Source organism: Auritidibacter ignavus (genome assembly GCF_029853775.1).
In the GTDB taxonomy this organism is placed as follows: Bacteria; Actinomycetota; Actinomycetes; order Actinomycetales; family Micrococcaceae; genus Auritidibacter; species Auritidibacter ignavus.
In genome coordinates, this window is record NZ_CP122564.1 from 1,938,682 (window position 1) to 1,960,127 (window position 21,446).

Sequence of the window (21,446 nt, forward strand, 5' to 3'; positions counted from 1 at the left end):
TGTGAGGTGAGTGGACAATTCGGAATAGTGTGAGGGGTCTTCAGTTCTCAGAGCAGTGCCGCCGGCCAGCTGTGGGCCATCGGTTGGTTCGTCCCGCCCTGATCCAAACGCAAGGGCCAGTCTGGGGAAAACAGGCTGGGGTCTTCGCGCGGTGCCCGCAGGACCGTGAACGTCTCGTGGCCGGTGACTCCGTAGACGCCGGGTTGGGCCAGGGAGTTATAGCTGAACGGGTTGGAGGGGTAGTAGGCTCCCGTATCGGGAAAGACCAGGATGTCGCCCTGTTCGACGCGGGGGAGTTGGATGCGGTGGGCAACCACATCGCCGGAGAAACAGCAGGGGCCGGCTACATCGTGTTGCTGGGTGCGCTCTGGATCACGCGGTGCCGCGGTGGGGTCGAGGACTTCGACGCGTAAGGGCCAGGCGGCGGGCATGAAAATGGTGCGGGTAGCGACCTGAGCTCCGGCGTGGGAAATCGCGATCCGGCGATCGCCGGCGTCCTTGGTGTACTCCACGAAGGAGGCGATGAAGCCGTGCTTGGCCAGAATCGAGCGACCAAATTCCGTCTTGACGGTGAACTCACCGCTGAACAGCAACGGTGCGTGTTCGGCCAGAAGATGTGCGTAATCGGTGAAGGTGGGGGTGCGCTCATCGGAACCGAAGTTCACCGGGAGCCCACCGCCAATATCGAGGGTGTGAACTTGGGTGCGACCGACCCGTTCATTGATCTCGGTGGCCAGTTCGCTCAGCAACTTGGCGCCGGTAACCATCGAGTCCAAAGACATGCCCTGAGATCCCACGTGGCAGTGCAACTGGTTCAGCCACGGGTGATCGAGATAGGCCTGGATGAGCTCCTGCCGGTTGGTGCCGGTCTTCAGCGCGACACCGAACTTGGAGTAATCAGAGGCAGTGCTCATCTCTTTGATACTGCCGGCCCCGATTTGCGGATTAACGCGGAAGCCCAGCTGGGAGGTGGACTCGATCTGGTCTTTCAGCTCGCGGATGCGGTCGAACTCCTGGAAGTTGTCGATATTGATCGACACGCCCAGCTGGAGGGCGGAAGCTAGTTCGCGACGAGTTTTGGCCGGGGAATCAAACACGATCCGGCCGGGATCGATGCCGGTGGACAGTGCCACGGCCAGTTCACCGTCGGAGGCAACTTCGGTGGCCAGCCCCATCTGTACCAGGCCGGAGACCACGGTGGGAATCGAGTTGGCTTTGACCGCGAAGCAGTGAGAAACCGGCACATGGGTGGGGAAAGCGTGTAAGAGCTCATCGACGCCGGTGCGCACCGAGTCCCAGTCGATAAACGCTGCGATCGGTGCCGTATCCGGATCCAGTAGGCCCTGGTCGCGGGCCTCGGAAATGATCCGGTGGCGATCACGAGCGAGTAATGACATGGTGGTGTTTTCCTTCCCCGCGGGGTGAGTGATCAAGACATCAGTTGTTGGCAGGATATGATACAAATTACAGATCATACATCATCCTTAAAGGATGATTTATCTCTGCGTGAAGGTGGTATGAACCCGAGGTGACGGAGGATCGTATGGATTCGGCATCGAGACAGGCTCGGCTGATGGTGGTGGAAGACCACCCTGTGGTCGCACTCGGGCTGATCCATATTTTCTCCGATGAGCCAGATCTGCAGGTGGTCGCTCAAGCCAGCTCGAGCCGGGAAGCGCTGAAGATGATCGGCCAGGAAAACCCAGATTTGGTGATTGTACCCATGCGTTTAGACGGGGAGCTGGCCGGGTTGGGGCTGTCGCAGCGGATCAAGGAACGTCGCCCGGGCACGAAGGTGCTGATTTTTAGTAGTTATTTTTCGGCCGAGGAGATCGGGCTGGCCTATCTTAGTGGGGCCGATAGTTATTTGGTGAAGTATCAGTCGCCGCAGGCGCTCGTGGATACCGTGCGGGCGACATTGGCCGGCCAGCGGGTGTGGACTGAGCCACTGGCGGGGGCACAGTTCACGGAGATCATCACCGATGTGTGTGAGTCGGCCGCACTGACTCGACGAGAAACCGAAGTGCTCGGGTTGATGGTCAGACGGCTGGGCAATGAGGAGATCGCCCGGAAGTTGGTGATCTCGTTATCGACAGTGAAATCGCATGTCTCCCGGGTGCTACACAAGCTGGGTTACCGGGATCGGAAAGAGCTGATGGCTGATGTGGTGGTGCAAAGCAACCGAGTCAGCCGGTGAGAGGCTTGAGGACGAGCTGAAAAGAGTCGTACGACAAGAAATACAGCGAACGGGAAAGGACAACCACAGGCATGGCTACCACACCACGGAACACCGAAGATCTGGTGAGAAGCTACTACAGCACCGTGGATGCCGGGGACCCGGAGGCCACCGCGGCCCTGTTTGCCACGGATGCGACCTATCACCGGCCCGGCTATGATCCGTTGGTGGGCCCGGCTATCGCCGAGTTTTACCGCACCGAACGGGTCATTGAGTCTGGGGAGCACACCGTCACCGAGGTGCTGGTGGACGGACTCCGCGCCAGTTCTCGCGGGGTGTTCAACGGTGTGCTCAAAGACGGTCGTGCCGCTGAAGAAGGCTTCGCTGATTTCTGGGAGTTCAACGAGGACGGCACCATCGCCAACCGCACGTCATATTTTTACCGGGCTGCGGTTTAGCTGACGTGAAGCAGGACCTTCCCGCGGGAACCGCGCTGGTTGTGTTCCATCGCCTCGGCGGCTTGTTCCAGCGGGTAGGTGGTGTCGATGTCGACGGTGAGGCGCTGCTGGTCGACCTTCTCCAACAGCTCACGGAGGCGAGCACCGTCGGGACGGACCCATACCCAGTGGCCTCCCGCTTCTTCCACGGATGGGTCGGCGGTGGAAGCGTGCCGGCCACCCTCGGTCAGGACCGCGAGCGTTTCGTCGCGCACGCCACCGACGAAGTCCAGCACGGCAGTGACTCCCTCGGGGGCGAGTTCTTTGACGCGGTCCTCGAGACCGTCACCGTAAGCGACCGGTTGTACGCCGAGCTCGCGGAGACGTTCATGGTTGGCCGCCGAGGCAGTGCCGATCACCGAGGCGCCACGCTCCACGGCCAGCTGAGCGGCCAGGTGGCCCACGCCACCAGAGGCAGCGTGGATCAGCACGGTATCGTCGCCGGAGACCGCAATGGTGTCGAGGCTACGCAGGGCGGTCAGTCCGGCTAGAGGAAGGCCGGCGGCAGTGTCGAGATCCACCCCGTCGGGGATGGGCGCCACAGAGGTTGCCGGCAGGGCCACATAGTCGGCGTAGGTGCCACCCTGGATAAAGTCTTTGCGACCGTAGGCAGCCACGCGATCGCCCGGTTTGAATTCGGGGGTATCGGGGCCGACTGTTTCGACCACACCGGCGACGTCCCAGCCTGGGGTCACCGGGAAGAAGGTGTCTATCATGGCATCCAGACCGCCACTCATCACCTTCCAGTCCACCGGGTTGACCGCTGCGCGCTGAACCCGAATTAGCACGGCACCGGGCGCGACTTTGGGGGTCGGTACATCGTGAAGTTCAAGGGTATGAGGTTCGCCGTATTTGAAGTAAGTCATTGCACGCATACTTCGCGTAACAGCCGACCTCGTTGGCATATTCCTGCCTGTCGGATGGTGGCGCGCCACACGTCGGGAAACGCCCCTGGTGCGAAGCGTTTCTCGTGCGTTCCTAGTACAGGGCACCGCCGATCAGGGGTTCATCGGGTTCCGGGCGTAAGGATTCGTCGATCAGGATCTGTAGTGCTACCACGGCTTGGTCGATGGTGGCGGGAACGGTTGGGTCAGGAAGATAGGGCACGTGGACGAATCCGGCTGGAACCGGGGCGGGCCACTGCGTGACGGCTGAGAGTAAGGAGTAGAGCACCTCATTGCACACGAAGCTGCCAGCGCTCAGAGACAATTGGACCGGCAGATCGATGGCACGCATGCGAGAATGAGCGGCTTTCAACCGCAATGTGGAGAACACGGCGGCGGGCCCGTGGGGATCGATGGGCTGATCCACCGGTTGGAAGCCGGCGTTATCCGGGATGCGGGCATCGCGCAGGTTGAGTCCCACCCGCTCCAGGCGGATCGTTTCGGTGCCGGCTGCTAGGCCGACGGCGATGATCAGATCTGGTCGGATCGAGTCGACCTGGTCGAGCAACTGGCGGGCGGCAGTGCCGAACTCTACCGGAAGGCAAACGGCGTGGACCTCCGGGCTGATGTCGGCCTGTGACACTTTGTGGGCTACCTCCCACGACGGGTTATCGGTCATGGTGTCAAAGGGCTCGAATCCGGAAACTAACACTCGGGTCATGGTGTTAGCTCACCTCGGTGCGGTGGGCGTGCCGGGTCCAGGCTGACTGGCTCTGCTGGCCGTGCTCAGTCTGTTGGTCCCGGGTGTAGATGATGCGGTGGTGGTGCCGATCCGGGGAGCCCTGCCAAAACTCGACCCGGTCTGGTTGCAACCACCACAGCGTCCAATCGGCGGAATCCACACTGGCCTGGGCCTGTGGTGCGCGGGAGCTGAGGTCCTGCAGACTTTCGGCCCGGGCGGCCTCGACCACCTCGCCACGGATCCGGACGGCCCTGACCTGGGCGGGCCACCAAAACGTCATCGCCGCCGCGCTACGGTCAGTCAGCTGGGAACCCTTGCGACTACTTTTCGTGCTAGAGAAGGCCCATCCGCGCTCGTCGACGTCTTTGACCACCAACGGGCGGGCGTCGGGGACACCGTCGACGTCGACGGTGGATAAATTCACCACGTGCGGTTCGGGGACCTCGGCGTCGACAGCTGCGCGAAGCCACTGCAAAAATGCGGTGACTGGGTCATCGGGAAAGGCCTCCGGGTCAATGTCGGGGGCAACGCCGGTCATGGCCGGGATGGATTTGAGGAAACCACGGACAGCATCGGTCATAGCGTCCAGCCTAGTGTGTCGGTGCAATGTCGGTGCTGGCGCCCCAGGTCCTTGGCCATTCTGCTGTGGCCTCGAGGAGACCACGGAGTACGGTAGCTTGCACCAAGGCATTGACGGCCCACGGGTCAACTGACCGAGGAGGAGATCTCGTGCCACGGCCCGGAAGATACGTCAGTCGGCATGGATGGTGATGATCGTGGCCACTGTCCAGACCGCTGAGAAACCGATATTGCCTGGGCGAAGGTGCTACTGATGTGGTGCAGGTATGACAAGTCTGGCCAGCTGGTCGACAGTATGGTCTAGTTGCGCAGCGGTGGTCTGCGCGCCGAACGTGAAACGCACCGCGGTCTGAGCAAGATCAGCTCCATACCCCATGGCGATCAGTGCGGGGCTGGGTTCCGGGCTACCTGCAGCGCAGGCTGATCCCGCGGAACACATGATGCCGTAGCGTTGCAGGTCCAGTAACACCGACTCCCCGCTCCGGCCGGCAAATACGAAGGAGGCATGCCCGGGTAACCTGCAGTGCCGATGGCCAGTGAGTTGGGCCCCCGGAATTTCGGCCTCGACCCGGTGGATGAAGGCATCACGGAGGTCGGTCAGGTCCGCAGACTCGTTCTGGGCCAATTCCAGGCCGGTGACCATTCCCACGGCTGCAGCGAGGTTCTCGGTCCCCGAGCGCAGACCGCGTTGCTGACCGCCACCGTGGATCAGCGGATCGCAGGGGGTCCGGCGACGCAGATACAGTGCCCCGATCCCCTTCGGGGTGCCGAGTTTATGACCTGCCAAGCTCATCGCCTGAACCCCGAGATCATCCACCTGCAGTGGAAGATCTCCGGCGGCTTGAACGGCGTCGGTGTGGAAGGGAACCCCGTATTTTTCAGCCACGGCTGCCAGGGCGGGAATGTCTTGGACGGTGCCGACTTCATGATTGGCGTATTGGATGCTGACCAGCGTGGTGTTTTCCCGCAGGGCATCCTCCAGGGCCGCGGGGGGCACCTGACCGGTGGCATCTACCGGGAGTAGCTCGAGCTGATAACCGAACCGTTGCAACCAGATAGCGGATTCCAGCACGGCGGGGTGTTCGATGGCCGAGACCAGCAGGTGGCGGCCCCGAGGCGCAGCCAGGGAGATTCCTTTAACCGCGGTGTTATCGGATTCGGTCCCCCCGGAGGTGAAGATGATCTCGGAGGGTCGGGCACCTAGGTGGTTGGCGAGGCGCTGTCGGGCCGCTTCCAGCACACCCCGGGCCTCTTCGGCGGGTTCGTGTTGGGCCGCGGGATTAGCAAAGGCGCCGGTCAGATAAGGCCACATCGACCGCAAGACCTCTGGTCGGGGTGGGGCGCTAGCTGCGTAGTCCAGGTAAATACTCACGAAAAGTCCAGTCCGAGGTCCAGGGCACGAATGTGGTGGGTCAAGGCTCCGACGCTGATCAGGTCCACCCCGGTGGCGGCAATGTCTCCCACCGTTTCGAGTCGTACCCCGCCGGATGCTTCCACCAGGGCCTGTCCAGCGATGAGTTCCACACCGCGACGCAGATCCTGTAGCGAGAAATTATCCAGCATGATGGTATCCGCCCCGCCGTGCAGGGCGGAGGGGATCTGGTCGAGGCGGTCGACTTCCACTTCCAGGTGCACGGTGTGTGGCACTTGGGCTTTGGCGTCTCGGATCGCGCTGGCCAGATCCCGGCCCCCTGTGGCAACCACAGCCAGGTGGTTATCCTTGGCAAGTACCGCATCGGAGAGGCTGAAGCGGTGATTATGGCCTCCTCCGCACCGCACCGCATGGCGTTCCAAGGCGCGCAAGCCGGGAGTGGTTTTACGGGTGTCGACAATGCGGGCTCGGGTTCCGGCCACAGCAGCGACGTAGGCGGCGGTGGTGGTCGCAATGCCACACATCCGTTGCACCAGGTTCAGTCCGATGCGCTCGCAGGTCAGAATGGGCCGGGCCGGCCCTGAGATCCCGGCCAGCACCTGGCCCTGGTCAAATTCGGCGCCCTCGTCGATCGTGAGATCCACGGTCACCTCGGAGTTCAGCGCGGTCAGAGCCCGGACGAAGACCTCCCCGCCACTGAAGACCCCGGGCTCACGGGCGACCAGCTCGGCGGTGATCTGTGCTGTGGCAGGGACGAAGGCCTGGGTGGTGAGGTCTCCGAAGGGTACATCCTCCTCCAGCGCGATATGGATCACCCGGTCAATCTGTGAGGGGTTCATGTCTGTCACCTCACCTCGGCTTAGCGGCTAGCATCCGGTCCAAGGCGACCTTGGCCGGGGCGGCGATCTGTTCGGGCACGCTGATCTGATTGCTGACCCTGCCGGCCACCAGGTCGTCGAGCACCCAGGCCAGATAGCCAGGATGGATGCGGTACATCGTCGAGCAGGGGCAGATCACTGGGTCGAGGCAAAAAATGGTGCGGTCGGGGTATTGAGCGGCCAGTCGGTTGACCATATTGATCTCAGTGCCCACTGCGATGACGTCGCCGGGCTGGCTGGCGGCAACGAATTTCTGGATGGCATCGGTGGAGCCGGACGCGTCGGCGGCATCAACCACCGGCATGGGGCATTCAGGGTGAACAATGACCTTCACCCCGGGGTATTCCTCGCGTGCTTGGTCGATCTGGTCGACGGTGAAACGCCGATGGACCGAGCAGAAGCCATGCCAGAGCAACACGGTGGCGTGTGCGAGGTCTTCTGCCGTGTTGCCACCCAGCGGTTGGCGGGGATTCCACATCGGCATCTGCTCCAGCGGAATGCCCATCGCTTTGGCAGTATTGCGACCCAGGTGTTGATCGGGGAAGAACAATACCCGGTGGGCGCGTTCGAAGGCCCACTCCAACACGGTGGCGGCGTTGGAAGAAGTGCACACGATGCCTCCGTGCCGGCCACAGAAGGCTTTCAGGGCCGCTGAGGAGTTCATGTAGGTCACCGGGATGACCGGCAGTTTTCCGTTGGCATCGGGTTTGGGGTTCTCCGGGTCGAAACCATAGACCGCGGCGATGTCCTCCCAGGCGGTTTCTACCGAGTCCTCATCGGCCATATCGGCCATGGAACACCCGGCAGCGAGATTGGGCAGGATCACTTTCTGTTCGGCGGTGGAGAGAATGTCTGCGGTTTCGGCCATAAAGTGAACTCCGCAGAAGACGATGGCTTCGGCCTGTGGGCGAGTGAGGGCGGCGTTGGCCAGTTGGAAGGAGTCTCCGACAAAGTCGGCGTGCTGGACGACCTCATCGCGTTGATAAAAGTGGCCGAGGATGACCAGCTTGTCTCCCAGGGTGGCCTTGGCCTGTCGAATCCGGCGGTGGAGTTCCTCGTCGTTCATTGACCGGTACGCCTCGGGGAGCTGGCCGGGCCGGGCGATGGCATTCGTCGGGGCGAAACCCGGCACGCTGTCGTCTTGGGAGGAACCGGGCCCATAGCCGGGGATGGCGTCGAAGGCCCAGGGGTCATCTGCCAGGGAATCGTGACAGGTTTGGGCCGGTGCTAGGTTGATTCGCTGATGAATGGACAGTGTGGTCATTGATCGGTCTCCTGAATGGTGAGTATGTAGCGGGAACGTTCCGGCGCGGAACGATAAAGTTTGGGGGGCCGGTGGGCGGTTCCGGTTTGGCGGCGTCCGGTGTCTTCCACGGTGCCCTGGGCCAGAATCTGGCGTCGAAAATTAGAGGGGTCCAGTGCCCGGTCGAGGATGGCCTCGTACACCCGACGCAAGTGGGCCAGTGGGAATTCCTCGGGGAGAAACGCGTGAGCGATCGGCGAGTAGGTGACCTTAGCGCGCAACCGATGTAAGGCATAGTCGAGAATGACGCCGTGGTCGAAGGCCAGGTGCTCGGCGTTGTCGGCAACCTCGTCGACGGGGAACCACTCCACATTGTCACCATCAATAGAGGCGGCGTCCTCATCCTGGCCGACCAAGGCCCAGTAGACAATGGAGACGACGCGGGCGTGGCTGAGAGCATCAGCGCTGTGGGAGCGGTCCACATCACCGAACGCGTAGAGCTGTTCGAGGTGGCGCGGGCTCAGTCCGGTGGTGCGTTGCAGGGTCATCTGGGCCGATTCCACGAGGCTCTTCTCGGGGGCTAGGGGCCCGCCAGGGAGCGCCCAGCGACCCTGATAGGGTTCGCGGATGCGCCGGACCAGAGGCAGCCAGAGGGTCAGTTCCCCGGTGTCAGGATGCGGACGCAACGTGAAGACCACGGTAGAGACAGCCAATTCAAGACGGTCCGACATGGTGACTTACCCCCTCTGGTTAGGTGAGTGACACCATACACGCGCCCATAAGGTCAGTTCAACCTGAAGTCGATGTGGGTTAAGAAATGGGTTAAACCACGACGGCGACCCGTCCTGTCATCTCAGGACGAGCCGCCGTCGTGGTTCGTTTTTCGTCAGTTCCCTCAGCGGGCAACTTCAGCGTGCACTGTCAGCGCAAGGAGGCGTAAGGAGCCTGCGCGGATCAAGCCTGACTACCGGCCGGGGTGAAGTCCCGGGAGCCCAGGAAGTCCGGGCGCAGGTGCGGTGCCGCATAGGGCGGGTCCACCGGGGTGTTCTCCACAGAGTTGTAGACGATGAACACGTTGGACCGGGAGTAGGGAGTGACGTTGCCGTTGGAGGCGTGCATGCAGTTGGAGTCGAACATAATCGCTCCACCAGCGGGGCCTTCCAGCACGTCAATGCCGAATCGATCGGCGAAATCGGTCAGAATCTGTGGGTCGGGAACGCCGGCACCCTGCATCACCAGGGACTGCTTGTAGTTATCGTCCGGGGTCTGGCCCTGGCAGACGATGTAGTGCTGGTGGGAGCCCGGCATGATCATTAGCGGACCGTTGAAGGAATAGTTATCGGTCAGCGAGATCGAGATCGACACAGCCCGGGGTCCGGGCATGCCGTCCTCGGCGTGCCAGGTTTCGAAATCCGAGTGCCAGGTGAAGTCCTTACCCACAAACCCGGGCTTGTAATTGATCCGGGATTGGTGGATGTAGACATCGGATCCGAGAATTTGCCGGGCGCGGTCGACCAGGCGGGGATCATTGGCGATCTTCTTGAAGACCTCGTTGCTACGGTGAATATCGAAAATGGAACGGACCTCATTGGACTTAGCTTCCACCACAGTCCGTTCGTCCTGCTTCACCTCGGGGTCCTCGGCGAGTCGCTTCAACTCATCCTTGAACTGCTGGAGTTCTTCGGGGGTGATGAGCTGATCGATGGTGAGGTAGCCCTTCTCGTCGAAGCTCTGCAGGGTCTGCTCGTCGAGCGGGCCTTGTTCTGCGGTGCCCTGGACAACGCGGTCTGGGCGAGGAATGACCCGGGGTTCTTCGCCGGTGCGGGTCGGATAGAAATCAGTAGTGGTGTCAGCCTTGTCAATGGTGGTCATGTACTCTCCTTCCTACATGTTGATCCATGGTCGTCCGGAGTTCAGTTATGTTGCCATGATGGCCACAGTGTGGCAGGCGCCTGATAGTGCCACTACTCGTGGACCCTAGCAGGGATAGCCAGAACTGCAACCGTTGGGGCGCGGCTGAAGCTCCCGGTGAGTCTGCGCGGTGAGCCGGGAAAGGGCAGTGGCCCCTGGGGTCTTCACAGGTTCCGGCTTCTCTGGTTGACTCGGCGCTATGGCAGATTCATTCAGCACCGGACACTTTGTTCGGATCACCGGTACAGTCCAGGGCGTCAACTTTCGCAACTCCGCCAAACAACAGGCCGATCAACTGGGCTTGGTGGGCTGGGTGGCCAATACCGAGGACGGTGCGGTGGAACTTGTCGTCGGTGGCTCGGGTCCGGAGGTGGATTCTTTGCTGGCCTGGTGCCACACCGGGCCCGAGCGGGCCGAGGTCACCGAGGTGCAGGATCGAGAAGCCAGCAACCGGGAGCTGGCTGAGCTACCGGAGTCAGGATTCCACGTGCGGCGTTAGTCCCAGCTCTTTCGGGAGCGAGGTGCCCTCACCGAGAAGGTGCTTGGCCAGGAAGTTGAAAACCACTTCGTACCAGATCTTGGCGTGCTGGGGTTGGAGAATCCAGTGATTCTCATCCGGGAAGTAGAGGAACCGGTGGGCGGTGGTGCCATCGGCATCCATCGGCAGGCCCGATTTCTCCAGCAACTCGTACCAGAGGCGTAGTCCTTCGCCGATGGGGACTCGGTAATCCCGATCGCCGTGGATGACCAGCATCGGGGTGACAATGTTCTCCACATAGGCGTGCGGGGAGTGTGTGGCCTCCATTTCCGCATTGAGTTGCCGGCGCCAGAACGGGGACATATCCGTGGTGGGGCCGAACTGGTCCAGCGCCCAGAGGCTGGCGTGGGTGACGATGGCGTTGAACCGATCGGTGTGGCCGGCCACCCAGTTGGCCATATATCCCCCGAAAGAACCGCCCATGGCCGCGGTGCGGGACTCGTTGATATCGTCGCGCTCTACGGTGGCATCGGTGATGCTCATCAGGTCGGTGTAGGGCTTATCTCCCCAGGAGTTCCAGCCCCGCTGGATGAACTCCTGCCCGTAGCCGGTCGACAGGGCCGGATCCGGCAACAGCACCGCGTAACCTCGTGCCACAGCCAACCAGGGGTTCCACCGCCAGGTCCAGGCGTTCCAGGAGCTCAACGGGCCACCGTGAATCCACAGCAGTAACGGAGCAGGCGCATCCGGGTTGGCCTCCTGTGGCAGGGCCAGCCACCCGCGGATCCGTACACCGTCTTCGGCAGTCGTCTCGACCTCCTCGAGTCGCCCGGGTAGTTCGGGACGTGGAGTGGGGTTGAGCAGTCTGGTGGTTTCTCCGGTACTCACATCGATCCGCACCACCTCGGGCGGGAAAGCGTAGCTGGAGCGAACGCCGTAGGCGAGGTTGCCCTCAGGGGCGGCCAGGGCTTCGCTGTAGGTGGCATCATCGTGGGTGATCTGTACGGTCTGGGCCTGTACGGTGTCTCCGGCATGGTCGAGATCCACACGGAAGACGGGGCCACGGCCGTTGTGGTCGGCTAGGGCGAGGAAACCGCTGCCGTCGGGAAGCCAGCTGGTCGCCGTCAGCCAGAGATCGGTGTCGTCGGTCAGGGCAGTTAATTCACCGGTGCTGATCTCCAAGAGATGCAAGACCGGGCGCATGGCACGCTCGGGAGTAGGACGATTGGCCACACTGACCACGGCGTGGCGTCCGTCAGGGCTGATGACGCCGGGAGTGTAGTTGTGATCGGGGTCGTCAAGAAGAATCTGCCATTCACCGGTGGCGAGATCGACATAACCGATGGTGACACGGGTGTCGGCGCGAGCCTCCAAGATGCGCAGACCGAAGAGAGCGAAAGAACCGTCGGGACTGAGGTGGATATCCTCGGCCACCAATCGGGCATCGAGCCCCTCCAGGAGGTTGGTCAGCTTCTTCCGGGCCGGTTCAGCTTGGCTCGTATCAGCATCAGAATCAGCTTCAGCACCGTCGTCGGCGTCGAGGCGAAAGAGACTCGGTGCGGCGGGACCGAGATCGTGGTCCCAGTAACGGACCGGATAGGAGTCGTGCAGAATGGCTTGCACGGAGCCGTCCTTGCGGGCCTGGTGTAGCTTGCGGTGGGTGGTTTCATCGGTGGCTCCTGACAGAAGGGGAGCGGTGACGGCAATGACATCGGCCTGATCTGCCGCAAGTATGGTACTAACGCCACCCGGGCGACGGTTGACCACGTGGGCTTCGCCACCGGTTGCCGGCAGGCGCCACAGCGCGGTGGTCTCGTCTGGATCCGTATCGTGGGCGTCGGGGCGGGCGGAGGTGAAGTACAGATCCCCCGAGGCCGCGAATACAGGGTTGGTTTCACCCTGAGGGCTGTGGGTTATCCGCCGTGCCGGCTGTTCACCACGTGGATCGACCTCCCAGAGGGACTCCACATAACCATTCTTCTTATGGTTGAGTGTTTGAACAGTGGTCACCAGCCGGGTGCCCGCGGGATTCAGGCTCAGCCCGGCTATCCGCGGTTGAGCGACGTAATGGTCGAGGTCGGAGAACGTGGAATCAGTCATGCTGGGCTCGTTTCTCATCTTATGGTGTGCTGAGGCATCTGAGGTAGTCGGAGTTTCGACCCCGATCTGTGACTCACGTTACAGGATAGTGACGGATGATGCCGAGTCGGATGAACGTTCATGCAACCTCTGCTCAAAATCTCTGCTCACATTTGCGAACGGACGGAGCGCTTTCTCGGATGGCGACAGGACAGCTCGGGGTGTGAGGCGTCGGAGGCCTGCGGTTGCGAATGAATCTGAGTAGGGTTCGCACCTTTTGTCTTCTGGCGGGTCCAGGCTTAGTCTGGGGCTATGGGATTCGGGCACGCGCACGGACATGCTGGCGAAGATGTCGCCAGAGCTTCCTATCGAGGCAGGCTCGTGCTGGCCTGTGTCATTACCCTGAGCATTGTCGCAGCCCAAGCCCTCGGGGCGTGGGTCACCGGCTCACTAGCGCTACTAACCGATGCGCTGCATTCGTTGATTGATAGTATTGGTCTGCTGGTGGCCGTGATCGCCGCTGGGCTGATGTTCAAAGCCGCGACCACACAACGGACCTGGGGATACCGTCGGGTCGAGATCCTGGCCGGCCTCGTGCAAGCCGCGTTACTGCTGGCTATCGGGATTTATGCCGTCATCGAGGGCATTCAGCGCCTCAGCACTCCGCACCAGGTGCTTCACGTGGAGTTGCTCGTCTTCGGCGCCATTGGGCTGATCGGTAACCTGCTCTCGCTGTGGGTGCTGTCCTCGGGTCGACGGGCAAATTTCAACCTCCGGGCAGCATTCCTGGAAGTCCTGGCAGATGCTTTGGGGTCCATCGGTGTCATGGTGGCAGCTGCAGTGATCTGGGTGACCGGGTGGCAACAGGCTGATGCCGTGGCGGCCCTGGTCATTGCAGCGGTGATCATCCCGCGCGCACTTCTGCTTCTTCGGGAAACTGGCCGGATCCTTCTGGAATTTGCTCCGCGCGGATTAGACCTCGAAGAAGTCCGGGCTCACCTGTTAAACGTTGAACACGTCAAGGAGGTCCATGACCTCCACGCCTCCACGGTCGCTACCGGGCTACCTGTCCTGTCCGCCCATGTCGTGGTCGACGAAGCCTGCTTCATCAACGGGTGCGCCCCTGAGAAGCTAGCAGAACTGCGGGCCTGTGTGGCTGAGCATTTCGATGTTCCGGTGGAACATTCCACCTTCCAACTCGAAACGGCCAGCCAAGCCCGCACTGAACAGCAGGGCCACTGAGTACCCGCGCTGAGATCCCACGGCCCGATGGTCTCGGTGGGCGTGATGTAGAAGGCAGGCCAGTATGAGGTACGTAACATAATGTCATATTTCGCATTCTGAAACGTTTCCTGAAAGATTCAGGTGGCATTCACCGACCATCCACGTCGCACTGTGCGGTACCTCCAATAACCCGCGAACCTTCAATGGGGCTGTCATTATTCTGAGACTTTCCTGGACGCCGAAACCCTTGTGATTCCGGGCTTCCGTTGTGACTAATACCATAAAATACCGGGTTGAACGGGGTATTTTTGGGATCCGTGAGGCTGGCGGGCCGGTTTCATCCGCACAGGTCAGGTGTGGATGACGCTCAGTGAATCGAATCGTCACGATTCGATTAAAGGCTCACAGGAGATTCACAGGAAGTTGCACATTTGTCGTAGCCTAGGGGTACCTGAAATCGATGTGAGATACACCACCTTATGTCGGTTGTTCGCACCTATAACTGAGGAGCAATATGAAAGTGCGCAAACTCTCCGCCGCCGTGGCCGTTCTGGCCTCCGGTGCACTGGTTCTATCAGCATGCGCCCCCGGTGACGACACCGAAAACGGAAATGGTAATGGTGGCACCAACGGTGATGCCGACCCCGGCATTGCTGAAGGCCAAGTGTTCACCGTTGAGCCCGAAGACGGGGGTCTGGCCGATCTCGGCGCCGACTTCGAAACCGCAAACGACGAAATCCGTGTGTCATTGGGTCCGCAACCGTTTAACAGCTATAACGGTCAAACACCCAGTAACTACAACGTCTACAACTCCACGATTGTCGATCGGCTCTTCTCCGGTTTCTCCTACGTCGGAACCGACCTCGAGATCTACCAGAACGAGGAGTTCGGGTCCTATGAAGTGATCAATGAAGATCCCTTCACGGTCGAGTACACCATCAATGACGAAGTTCAATGGTCTGACGGCACCCCGGTGACAGTGGCCGATTACGTGCTCGACTGGGCTCACCAGCGCTACCTGGGTGAAGGCCAGTTCGATGGTCTGTCCCCCAACCTTGGTACCTACGTCCCCGACGGACCTCAGGCTGAGTCCTACGACTCCAAGACCTTCACCGTGGAGTATCCCGACGGTCCCTATGCTGACTGGGAACTGATGATCGGGGCTGCCCATCCCTCCCATGTTGTCGCTGAGGAGACCGGCATCTCGCAGGAAGAACTGGTCACGGCCATTCTTGAAGGTGACGAAGATCTGATCGAGGACATTGCGGAGACGTGGAATACCATCTGGGATACCGACCCCGGAACCCTGCCTGATGCCGAGCTTATTCCCTCCTCTGGTCCTTACATTTTGTCGGACTGGCAGGATGGAGAGTACGTCACCCTGGAAGCTAATGAGGACTACTGGGGTACCCCGCCGGGCGTTTCCACCTTGATCTTCCAGTTCGTCGACAATGCCGCCCACGTTCAGGCACTCCAAAATGGCGACCTTCACGCCATCGTGCCCACCGAGACCGTCGACACTCGTAATGAGTTGGAGAACCTCGTCGAGCAGGGCGAACACGCCATGCACATCGGCGATAAGGCCACCTGGGAGCACCTGGACATCCAATATGGTGAAGGCAGCCCCTTCGCCGAAACCCCGGAGCTAGCCGAGGCCTTCGCGCTGTGTGTCCCCCGCGATCAGATCTTGGAGAACCTGATCCATCCGGTGAACCCGGACGCTGAGTTGCTCAACGCCCGCGAGGTGCTGAACTTCCAGCCCGACTACGACGAGATTGTTGCCGAAACCTACGATGGACGTTACGACACCGCCGATGTTGAGGCAGCAGCTGAGATCATTCAAGAACACGACGCAGAGGGTACCGAGATCCTCATCGGGCACAACGCTCAAGAGCGTCGCCACGACACGGTCGAGTTAATCCAGGCTTCCTGCAATGAGGCTGGCTTCGAGATTGTCGATGGCGGAGACGTCGACATCGATATCGCCGCCGGTGAATGGGATGTCGCCCTGTTTGCCTGGTCTGGTTCCGGTCAGATTGCATCCGGTCTGAACATCTACGGCTGGGACCGTGAGAACGACGAGCCGCGCCCGCAGAACTGGAACAACTACAACAACGATGTCGTCTCCGATGCCTTCGAGGCCATCGCCACCAGCGATGACGAAGACGAAATCCAGGAGCAAATCATCACACTCGAACAGGGACTGTGGGAGGACCTGCACGGAATCCCGCTGTATGTCCACCCAGGTATTACCGCCTGGGACTCCTCCATTGCCAACGTTCGTCCGACCCCGGCTCAAAGCCAGCTGGTCTGGAACATCGAGCAGTGGCAGCGGGTCTCCGAGTAATCACCGTGGAGTTCTGAGGCACCCCTGATGGGAAACCCTTCCCCAGACGGCGGGGTCCCGGCTGATGTAGCGTCGGTCGGGCCCCGCCGTCGTGTCCAGGGGTCGATACGGAAGGCGACCGTGTAGACCGTGCTGAAATACATCCTCAAGCGCCTGGGCAGTACTGTGCTCATTCTTTTTGGCGCGACCTTATTGTCCTTTGTCATCCTGATCAACACCGGTGACCCCTTAGCGGATCTGCGCGAAATTCAGAGTGACAATGTCGAATTCCTCATGCAGGAACGCATTGAGCGGATGGGCTTAGACCAGCCCTGGTACGTCCGGTACTGGGATTGGCTGTCCGGAGTCCTCGGGTGCTTTGCCGGAAGTTGCGACTTCGGCACCACCATCACCGGCGCCCAGGTCACCCCCGTGATTGCGGCTGCAGCCGAGCAGTCACTGCGATTGGTCTTCGTGGCTACCGTGGCAGCGATCCTCATCGGTGTCATGACCGGTATCGTCACCGCCATGCGCCAGTACTCGCTCCTGGACTACTTGGTGACGTTCTTCATTTTCCTGTTCTGGTCGCTCCCGATCTTCTGGGCGGCAGTGTTGGCCAAAGAATGGCTGGCCATCCGGTTCAACGACTGGATGCTGGACCCCCATTTCACCTGGCCCAATATTCTGATCTTGGCCACCATCCTTGCCATCGTCGTGCCGATGGTCCTGGGCGGTAGTCTTGCGCGTCGGCTGATCACCGGGGGCATGATGTTCGCCTTCGTCTGCGCGGTCTTGCCCTGGATGAACGCCGTGAACTTCATGACCCACCCCCGGCTGGGCCCGGTCATCATCCTCATCGGTTCCCTGGTGTTGGCAGCGGGCTTCACCGCGCTCTTTGCCGGTCTGCGACACCGGAGGGTTCTCTACTCTGGGCTTACCGTCGTTGCCTTGGGAATGATTGCCTACTACGCAACCTGGAACCTCTTGGAAGAACCGCCGGGAGGCTGGTTCTTCCTGGGTGCCATGTTTGTCCTGACTATCGCCATCTGTGTGGTTGTCGGTCGCAGTCTCGGCGGATACGCGAAAGGGCCAGCCACTGCGGTCTCGGTGCTGACCGGTGCGCTGATGTCGGGCATGATCTTACTGGACCACTTCATGTACCACTGGCCCGGTCTTCTCTCGGCTAAGCCCAGGCCGGTCAGCACCATTGGCTCGCACACCCCGACCCTAGACGAGAACTTCTGGGTCACCGCCTTAGACCAGCTGACCCAGCTTTGGTTGCCCTCGGTCCTAATGGCCTTGCTCTCGTTGGCCACCTATACCCGCTATACCCGGAGCTCCATGCTGGAAGTCCAGAAACAGGATTTCGTGCGCACCGCACGAGCCAAGGGCGTGGCTGAGCGGACGGTGATCCTCAAACACGCCTTCCGTAACGCCATGATTCCACTGGTGACCATTGTGGCTTTTGACTTCGCGGCCTTGATCAGTGGCTCCATCGTTGTCGAGCAGGTCTTCGGCTGGAATGCGATGGGCAATGTTTTCATTACCGGTATGCAGACCAATGATCCGGCTCCGGTGATGGCCTTCATTCTGGTGACAGGTTCCGTCGCCGTGATGTTTAACCTGCTGGCGGATATTCTCTACGCCGTCCTCGACCCAAGGATCCGAGTATGAGCAACGACAAGATTTCACAACAAATGGTCGACCTCGCCGAGGTTGAGGACACCAAACTCCAACAAAAGAGCCGGCACTCTTACTCACAGGGACAACTGATTCGACGCCGGTTTTTCCGCCACAAACCGGCTGTCATCTCGTTGGTCGTGCTCGCTGCGGTGGTGATCCTGGCATTTTCCTCCATCGGGTTCGGCCCGGTGCCGGGCTGGTGGGACCAGCACTATCAGGCCACCGGCTCGATCATTGACGGCGGGCGACCGATGATGTTCCAGGACGGCAACATCTTGGGCGAGCATCCCTTCGGGCAAGAGAACGTCGGACGTGACTATTTCGCCATGGTGATGCGCGGGGCACAGCAGTCATTGATCGTGGCCTTTGTGACCGCGCTGGTCTCCAGCATCATCGGTATTGCCCTAGGGGCTATCGCCGGATACTTCCGTGGCTGGGTTGAGTCCGTCATTATGCGACTGACCGACTTCGTGATTGTGGTGCCGACCCTGGTGTTTGCCGCGATGTTGGGAAATATCGCCGGTAGTAGCGTGGTGATGCTCGGTGTCCTGCTGGGTTGTGCCACCTGGACCGGGATGTGTCGTCTGGTTCGCGCCGAGGTGCTACGAATTAGAGAAATGGAGTACGTTTCGGCGGCCATCGCTATGGGTGCCGCCCCGTCCCGGATCATTATCAAACACATGATCCCGAACAGTATTGGCGTGATCATCGTCAACGCGACCTTCGCCTTCGTGGCCGCCATCCTGCTCGAGACCACACTGTCGTACTTGGGCATGGGTGTTCAGCGCCCCGAGGTATCACTGGGTCTGCTGATCGAGCAGTACCAAAATGCTTTCACAACCCGGCCCTGGCTGTTCTGGTTCCCGGGCTTGTTCATCATCATCATCGCCCTGGCCGGCAACTTCATTGGTGATGGCCTGCGGGATGCGTTCGATCCGCGTCAGGCTCGCACCCGGGATTCCCGGCCGTCACTGGGTGGCGTGCTGGGGCTGCGTAGCATCCAGCGGGCCTTCCGTTTGAAGAACGACGTTGGGATGTCCGAGGGCATCAAAGATCCCTACAGCGAAACCACCGGCTCCGGGAGGAAAAAATGAGCCTCAAAATTATTCTGGCAACGCAACCTGATATTGAGGACATTGTTGAGGAAACAGCCGGTACCGGCGAAGAATTCTCCGTCGCCCCACTGGTGGTGCTGGGTATCGCCGTGGCCATCGTGCTCGGCTATGCCCTGGTGCGATACATCCTGAACCGGGCCCGGGGCGGGTTACCAGACGTGGACACCTCGGCGGTGGTTCAGCCCGCGGAATTCCAGACCGACACGGCGTTGCGCTTTGACGACGTCAAAGTCAGCTTTGCCACCGAGTTCGGCACGGTGGAAGCCGTCAAGGGCGTCAGTTTCGATATCAAGCCCGGAGAAGTGGTCGCCGTGGTGGGTGAATCCGGTTCGGGCAAATCGGTGACCAGCTCAACCGCTATGGGGTTGATGTCCGATAACGCCACGGTTTCCGGCAGGGTGTTCCTGGACGGTACAGAGATCACCGACCTCTCCCCGGCTAAGCTCCGGAGCCTGCGCGGGGATGAGATTTCCATGGTCTTCCAGGAGCCGATGACCGCGTTGAACCCGGTGTTGAAGGTCTCCGACCAGCTGGTCGAGGCCCTACAGGTGCACAATAAGGCCTTCGGCCGGGAGGCCCTGGCCCAGGCGGTTCGTTTGTTGCAAGAGGTGGGGATCCCCGATGCCGAGCAACGGATCCACGAATATCCGCACCAATTCTCCGGCGGCCAGCGCCAGCGCATCGTGATCGCCATAGCGATTGCGTGCAACCCCAAGGTGATCATCGCTGATGAGCCCACCACCGCACTGGACGTCACAGTTCAGGCAGACATTCTGGACCTGTTGCGCCGATTGAAGGACGAGCTGAATACCGGCATCCTGCTGATTACCCACAACGTGGGCGTGGTGGCCGATATGGCCGACCGTGTGGTGGTGATGTTCCAAGGTGAAGTGGTCGAATCTGGCCCGGCGGAGCAGATCTTGTTGGAACCCGAGCACCCCTACACCAAGCGCCTGCTCGAGGCCGTGCCCACCTTACGCGAGACAGAAATCGAGGTCAACGAGCCCGCCCCGGCTGCCGACGACGACTCCGCTCTGCCCAGTGTCGACCCCGGTGCGCAACTGTCGCTACAGGCCAAGGACCTCGCATTGGCTTATAAGAAGAAGGGCCGGTCTATCCGCGTCGTGGAGGGCGTGAATTTCGCCGTGGCACGCGGAGAGATCCTGGGACTGGTCGGTGAATCCGGGTCCGGTAAGTCCACGGCGGCCAAAGCCGTCTTGGGTCTGCTGGAAGTGGAGGAAGGCGAACTGCTCGTCCGTGGTCAAAACCTGCCCGCATTGCCTCGGGCACAGCAGAAGGCGTTACGTCGTGAAATCGGGGTGGTCTTCCAAGACCCGGCGGCTTCGCTGGATCCCCGTTTCCCGATCGGAGAGATCATCACCGAGCCCATGGTGGTTCACAACCGGGGAACATCTAAGGAGCGGATAGCGCGGGCCGAGGAGCTGCTGGATGCGGTGAAACTGCCCCGAACCGTGATCAACCGGTATCCACATGAACTCTCGGGCGGTCAACGTCAGCGTATCTCGATTGCCCGGGCGATGGCGTTGAGCCCGTCCATCCTGATTGCCGACGAGCCTACATCCGCCTTGGATGTCTCGGTGCAAGCCCGTGTGCTCGACATGTTCGTAGACCTACAGGAACAATACGATTTCGCCTGCTTGTTCGTCACTCACGATCTTGCGGTGGTAGACCAGCTGGCGGATCAAATTATGGTGATGGAAAAAGGTCGAGTCGTCGAACAGGGGCGAAAAGAGGACATCCTGCGCAATCCGCAGGAAGATTACACCAAACGTCTGCTGGCCGCTGCCCCGGTTCCGCATCCCGAAGAACAACGGATTCGTCGCGAGGCTCGCCATGAGTTGCTCGCCTCCCAAGGTCGCAGACGTGGCTGAGCGGTCGTTGGAACCGGCTAGGTCTCGGCTTTGCGCCGTCTCGAAGGTGAACACCGCCCTGTCTTAAGGCGTTCGGAACCCGCCGAGTTGATTGGCGCTGTCCGGTCGCGTTCGGTAGGTGCGACCTTAAGTTCCAGGCTTGTCACGGGTGTGCCCAGGTGTTTCAGCGGGCTACCTCCGGCGGGTGGTACCTGGACTCCACAACGACGAGCGGATGCTTCGACGCGACAATGAGGTACATCGCAAGCCTTGATTCTCTGGGGTGGATCTTCGTGCAGGCATCACGATTCCCGCAATCATGACATTTGCCCTAAGTAGTCGTGCCGACGCAGCGCGATACTACAGACAGTAGTGAGCACGTCGCCCA

General features: G+C 60.8%; 18 protein-coding genes. 8 read left to right on the plus strand and 10 right to left on the minus strand.

The window, feature by feature from the left end:
- Positions 1 to 47: 47 nt before the first annotated feature.
- Entirely contained in the window at positions 48 to 1,397 is a 1,350-nt protein-coding gene (locus tag QDX22_RS08885; protein ID WP_158524729.1) for a type III PLP-dependent enzyme domain-containing protein, read from the minus strand.
- A gap of 146 nt (positions 1,398 to 1,543) precedes the next feature.
- On the opposite strand from QDX22_RS08885, the gene QDX22_RS08890 reads away from it, so the two are divergent.
- Positions 1,544 to 2,197 carry a response regulator gene (locus QDX22_RS08890; protein WP_110100865.1) on the plus strand — a complete coding sequence of 218 codons (654 nt, stop codon included), beginning with the start codon at positions 1,544 to 1,546 and terminating at the stop codon, positions 2,195 to 2,197.
- A 71-nt stretch (positions 2,198 to 2,268) separates the two neighbouring features.
- Positions 2,269 to 2,634, plus strand: a complete 366-nt coding sequence (locus tag QDX22_RS08895; RefSeq protein ID WP_110100864.1) for a nuclear transport factor 2 family protein — start codon at positions 2,269 to 2,271, stop codon at positions 2,632 to 2,634.
- On the opposite strand, the gene QDX22_RS08900 is transcribed toward QDX22_RS08895, so the two are convergent.
- The 8 genes from QDX22_RS08900 to thpD form a co-directional block, all read right to left on the minus strand.
- A complete protein-coding gene (locus QDX22_RS08900; protein ID WP_110110895.1) occupies positions 2,631 to 3,548 on the minus strand; it encodes an NADP-dependent oxidoreductase in 918 nt (305 codons plus the stop codon). The genes QDX22_RS08895 and QDX22_RS08900 overlap by 4 nt on opposite strands.
- Positions 3,549 to 3,651: 103 nt before the next feature.
- A complete protein-coding gene (locus QDX22_RS08905; RefSeq protein ID WP_110100862.1) occupies positions 3,652 to 4,278 on the minus strand; it encodes a pyroglutamyl-peptidase I in 627 nt (208 codons plus the stop codon).
- 4 nt (positions 4,279 to 4,282) lie between these two features.
- Positions 4,283 to 4,879: a pyridoxine/pyridoxamine 5'-phosphate oxidase gene (locus QDX22_RS08910; RefSeq protein WP_110100861.1), complete on the minus strand. Its 597-nt coding sequence runs from the start codon at positions 4,877 to 4,879 to the stop codon at positions 4,283 to 4,285.
- A gap of 246 nt (positions 4,880 to 5,125) precedes the next feature.
- On the minus strand, positions 5,126 to 6,250 hold the full coding sequence (locus tag QDX22_RS08915; protein ID WP_110100860.1) for a cysteine desulfurase family protein: 1,125 nt from the start codon (positions 6,248 to 6,250) through the stop codon (positions 5,126 to 5,128).
- Entirely contained in the window at positions 6,247 to 7,089 is an 843-nt protein-coding gene (nadC, locus tag QDX22_RS08920) for a carboxylating nicotinate-nucleotide diphosphorylase (protein ID WP_110100859.1), read from the minus strand. Before nadC ends, QDX22_RS08915 begins: the two co-directional genes overlap by 4 nt.
- Positions 7,090 to 7,099: 10 nt before the next feature.
- Positions 7,100 to 8,392, minus strand: coding sequence for a quinolinate synthase NadA (gene nadA / locus QDX22_RS08925; RefSeq protein WP_110100858.1), 1,293 nt, complete (start codon positions 8,390 to 8,392; stop codon positions 7,100 to 7,102).
- The gene (locus tag QDX22_RS08930; RefSeq protein WP_110100857.1) at positions 8,389 to 9,102 is read right to left on the minus strand and encodes an NUDIX hydrolase; all 714 of its coding nucleotides are present in this window, start codon (positions 9,100 to 9,102) and stop codon (positions 8,389 to 8,391) included. Before QDX22_RS08930 ends, nadA begins: the two co-directional genes overlap by 4 nt.
- Before the next feature lie 223 nt (positions 9,103 to 9,325).
- Positions 9,326 to 10,243: an ectoine hydroxylase gene (gene thpD / locus QDX22_RS08935; RefSeq protein WP_110100856.1), complete on the minus strand. Its 918-nt coding sequence runs from the start codon at positions 10,241 to 10,243 to the stop codon at positions 9,326 to 9,328.
- A gap of 238 nt (positions 10,244 to 10,481) precedes the next feature.
- Here thpD and QDX22_RS08940 point away from each other — a divergent pair, with 238 nt between their 5' ends.
- The gene (locus QDX22_RS08940) at positions 10,482 to 10,781 is read left to right on the plus strand and encodes an acylphosphatase (protein WP_110099067.1); all 300 of its coding nucleotides are present in this window, start codon (positions 10,482 to 10,484) and stop codon (positions 10,779 to 10,781) included.
- Here QDX22_RS08940 and QDX22_RS08945 read toward each other — a convergent pair.
- Positions 10,758 to 12,860, minus strand: coding sequence for a S9 family peptidase (locus tag QDX22_RS08945; protein ID WP_233487910.1), 2,103 nt, complete (start codon positions 12,858 to 12,860; stop codon positions 10,758 to 10,760). The genes QDX22_RS08940 and QDX22_RS08945 overlap by 24 nt on opposite strands.
- Before the next feature lie 291 nt (positions 12,861 to 13,151).
- On the opposite strand from QDX22_RS08945, the gene QDX22_RS08950 reads away from it, so the two are divergent.
- From QDX22_RS08950 to QDX22_RS08970, 5 genes are all read left to right on the plus strand, one after another.
- Positions 13,152 to 14,081 (plus strand): cation diffusion facilitator family transporter, encoded by a 930-nt coding sequence (locus QDX22_RS08950; protein WP_110100854.1) that lies wholly within the window; start codon positions 13,152 to 13,154, stop codon positions 14,079 to 14,081.
- 496 nt (positions 14,082 to 14,577) lie between these two features.
- A complete protein-coding gene (locus tag QDX22_RS08955; RefSeq protein WP_110100853.1) occupies positions 14,578 to 16,410 on the plus strand; it encodes an ABC transporter substrate-binding protein in 1,833 nt (610 codons plus the stop codon).
- A 129-nt stretch (positions 16,411 to 16,539) separates the two neighbouring features.
- Positions 16,540 to 18,063, plus strand: coding sequence for an ABC transporter permease (locus tag QDX22_RS08960; protein WP_110100852.1), 1,524 nt, complete (start codon positions 16,540 to 16,542; stop codon positions 18,061 to 18,063).
- Entirely contained in the window at positions 18,060 to 19,166 is a 1,107-nt protein-coding gene (locus QDX22_RS08965) for an ABC transporter permease (RefSeq protein ID WP_110100851.1), read from the plus strand. The genes QDX22_RS08960 and QDX22_RS08965 overlap by 4 nt, the downstream gene beginning before the upstream one ends.
- Positions 19,163 to 21,079 (plus strand): ABC transporter ATP-binding protein, encoded by a 1,917-nt coding sequence (locus QDX22_RS08970; protein ID WP_110100850.1) that lies wholly within the window; start codon positions 19,163 to 19,165, stop codon positions 21,077 to 21,079. Before QDX22_RS08965 ends, QDX22_RS08970 begins: the two co-directional genes overlap by 4 nt.
- The last annotated feature ends 367 nt before the right edge of the window (positions 21,080 to 21,446 follow it).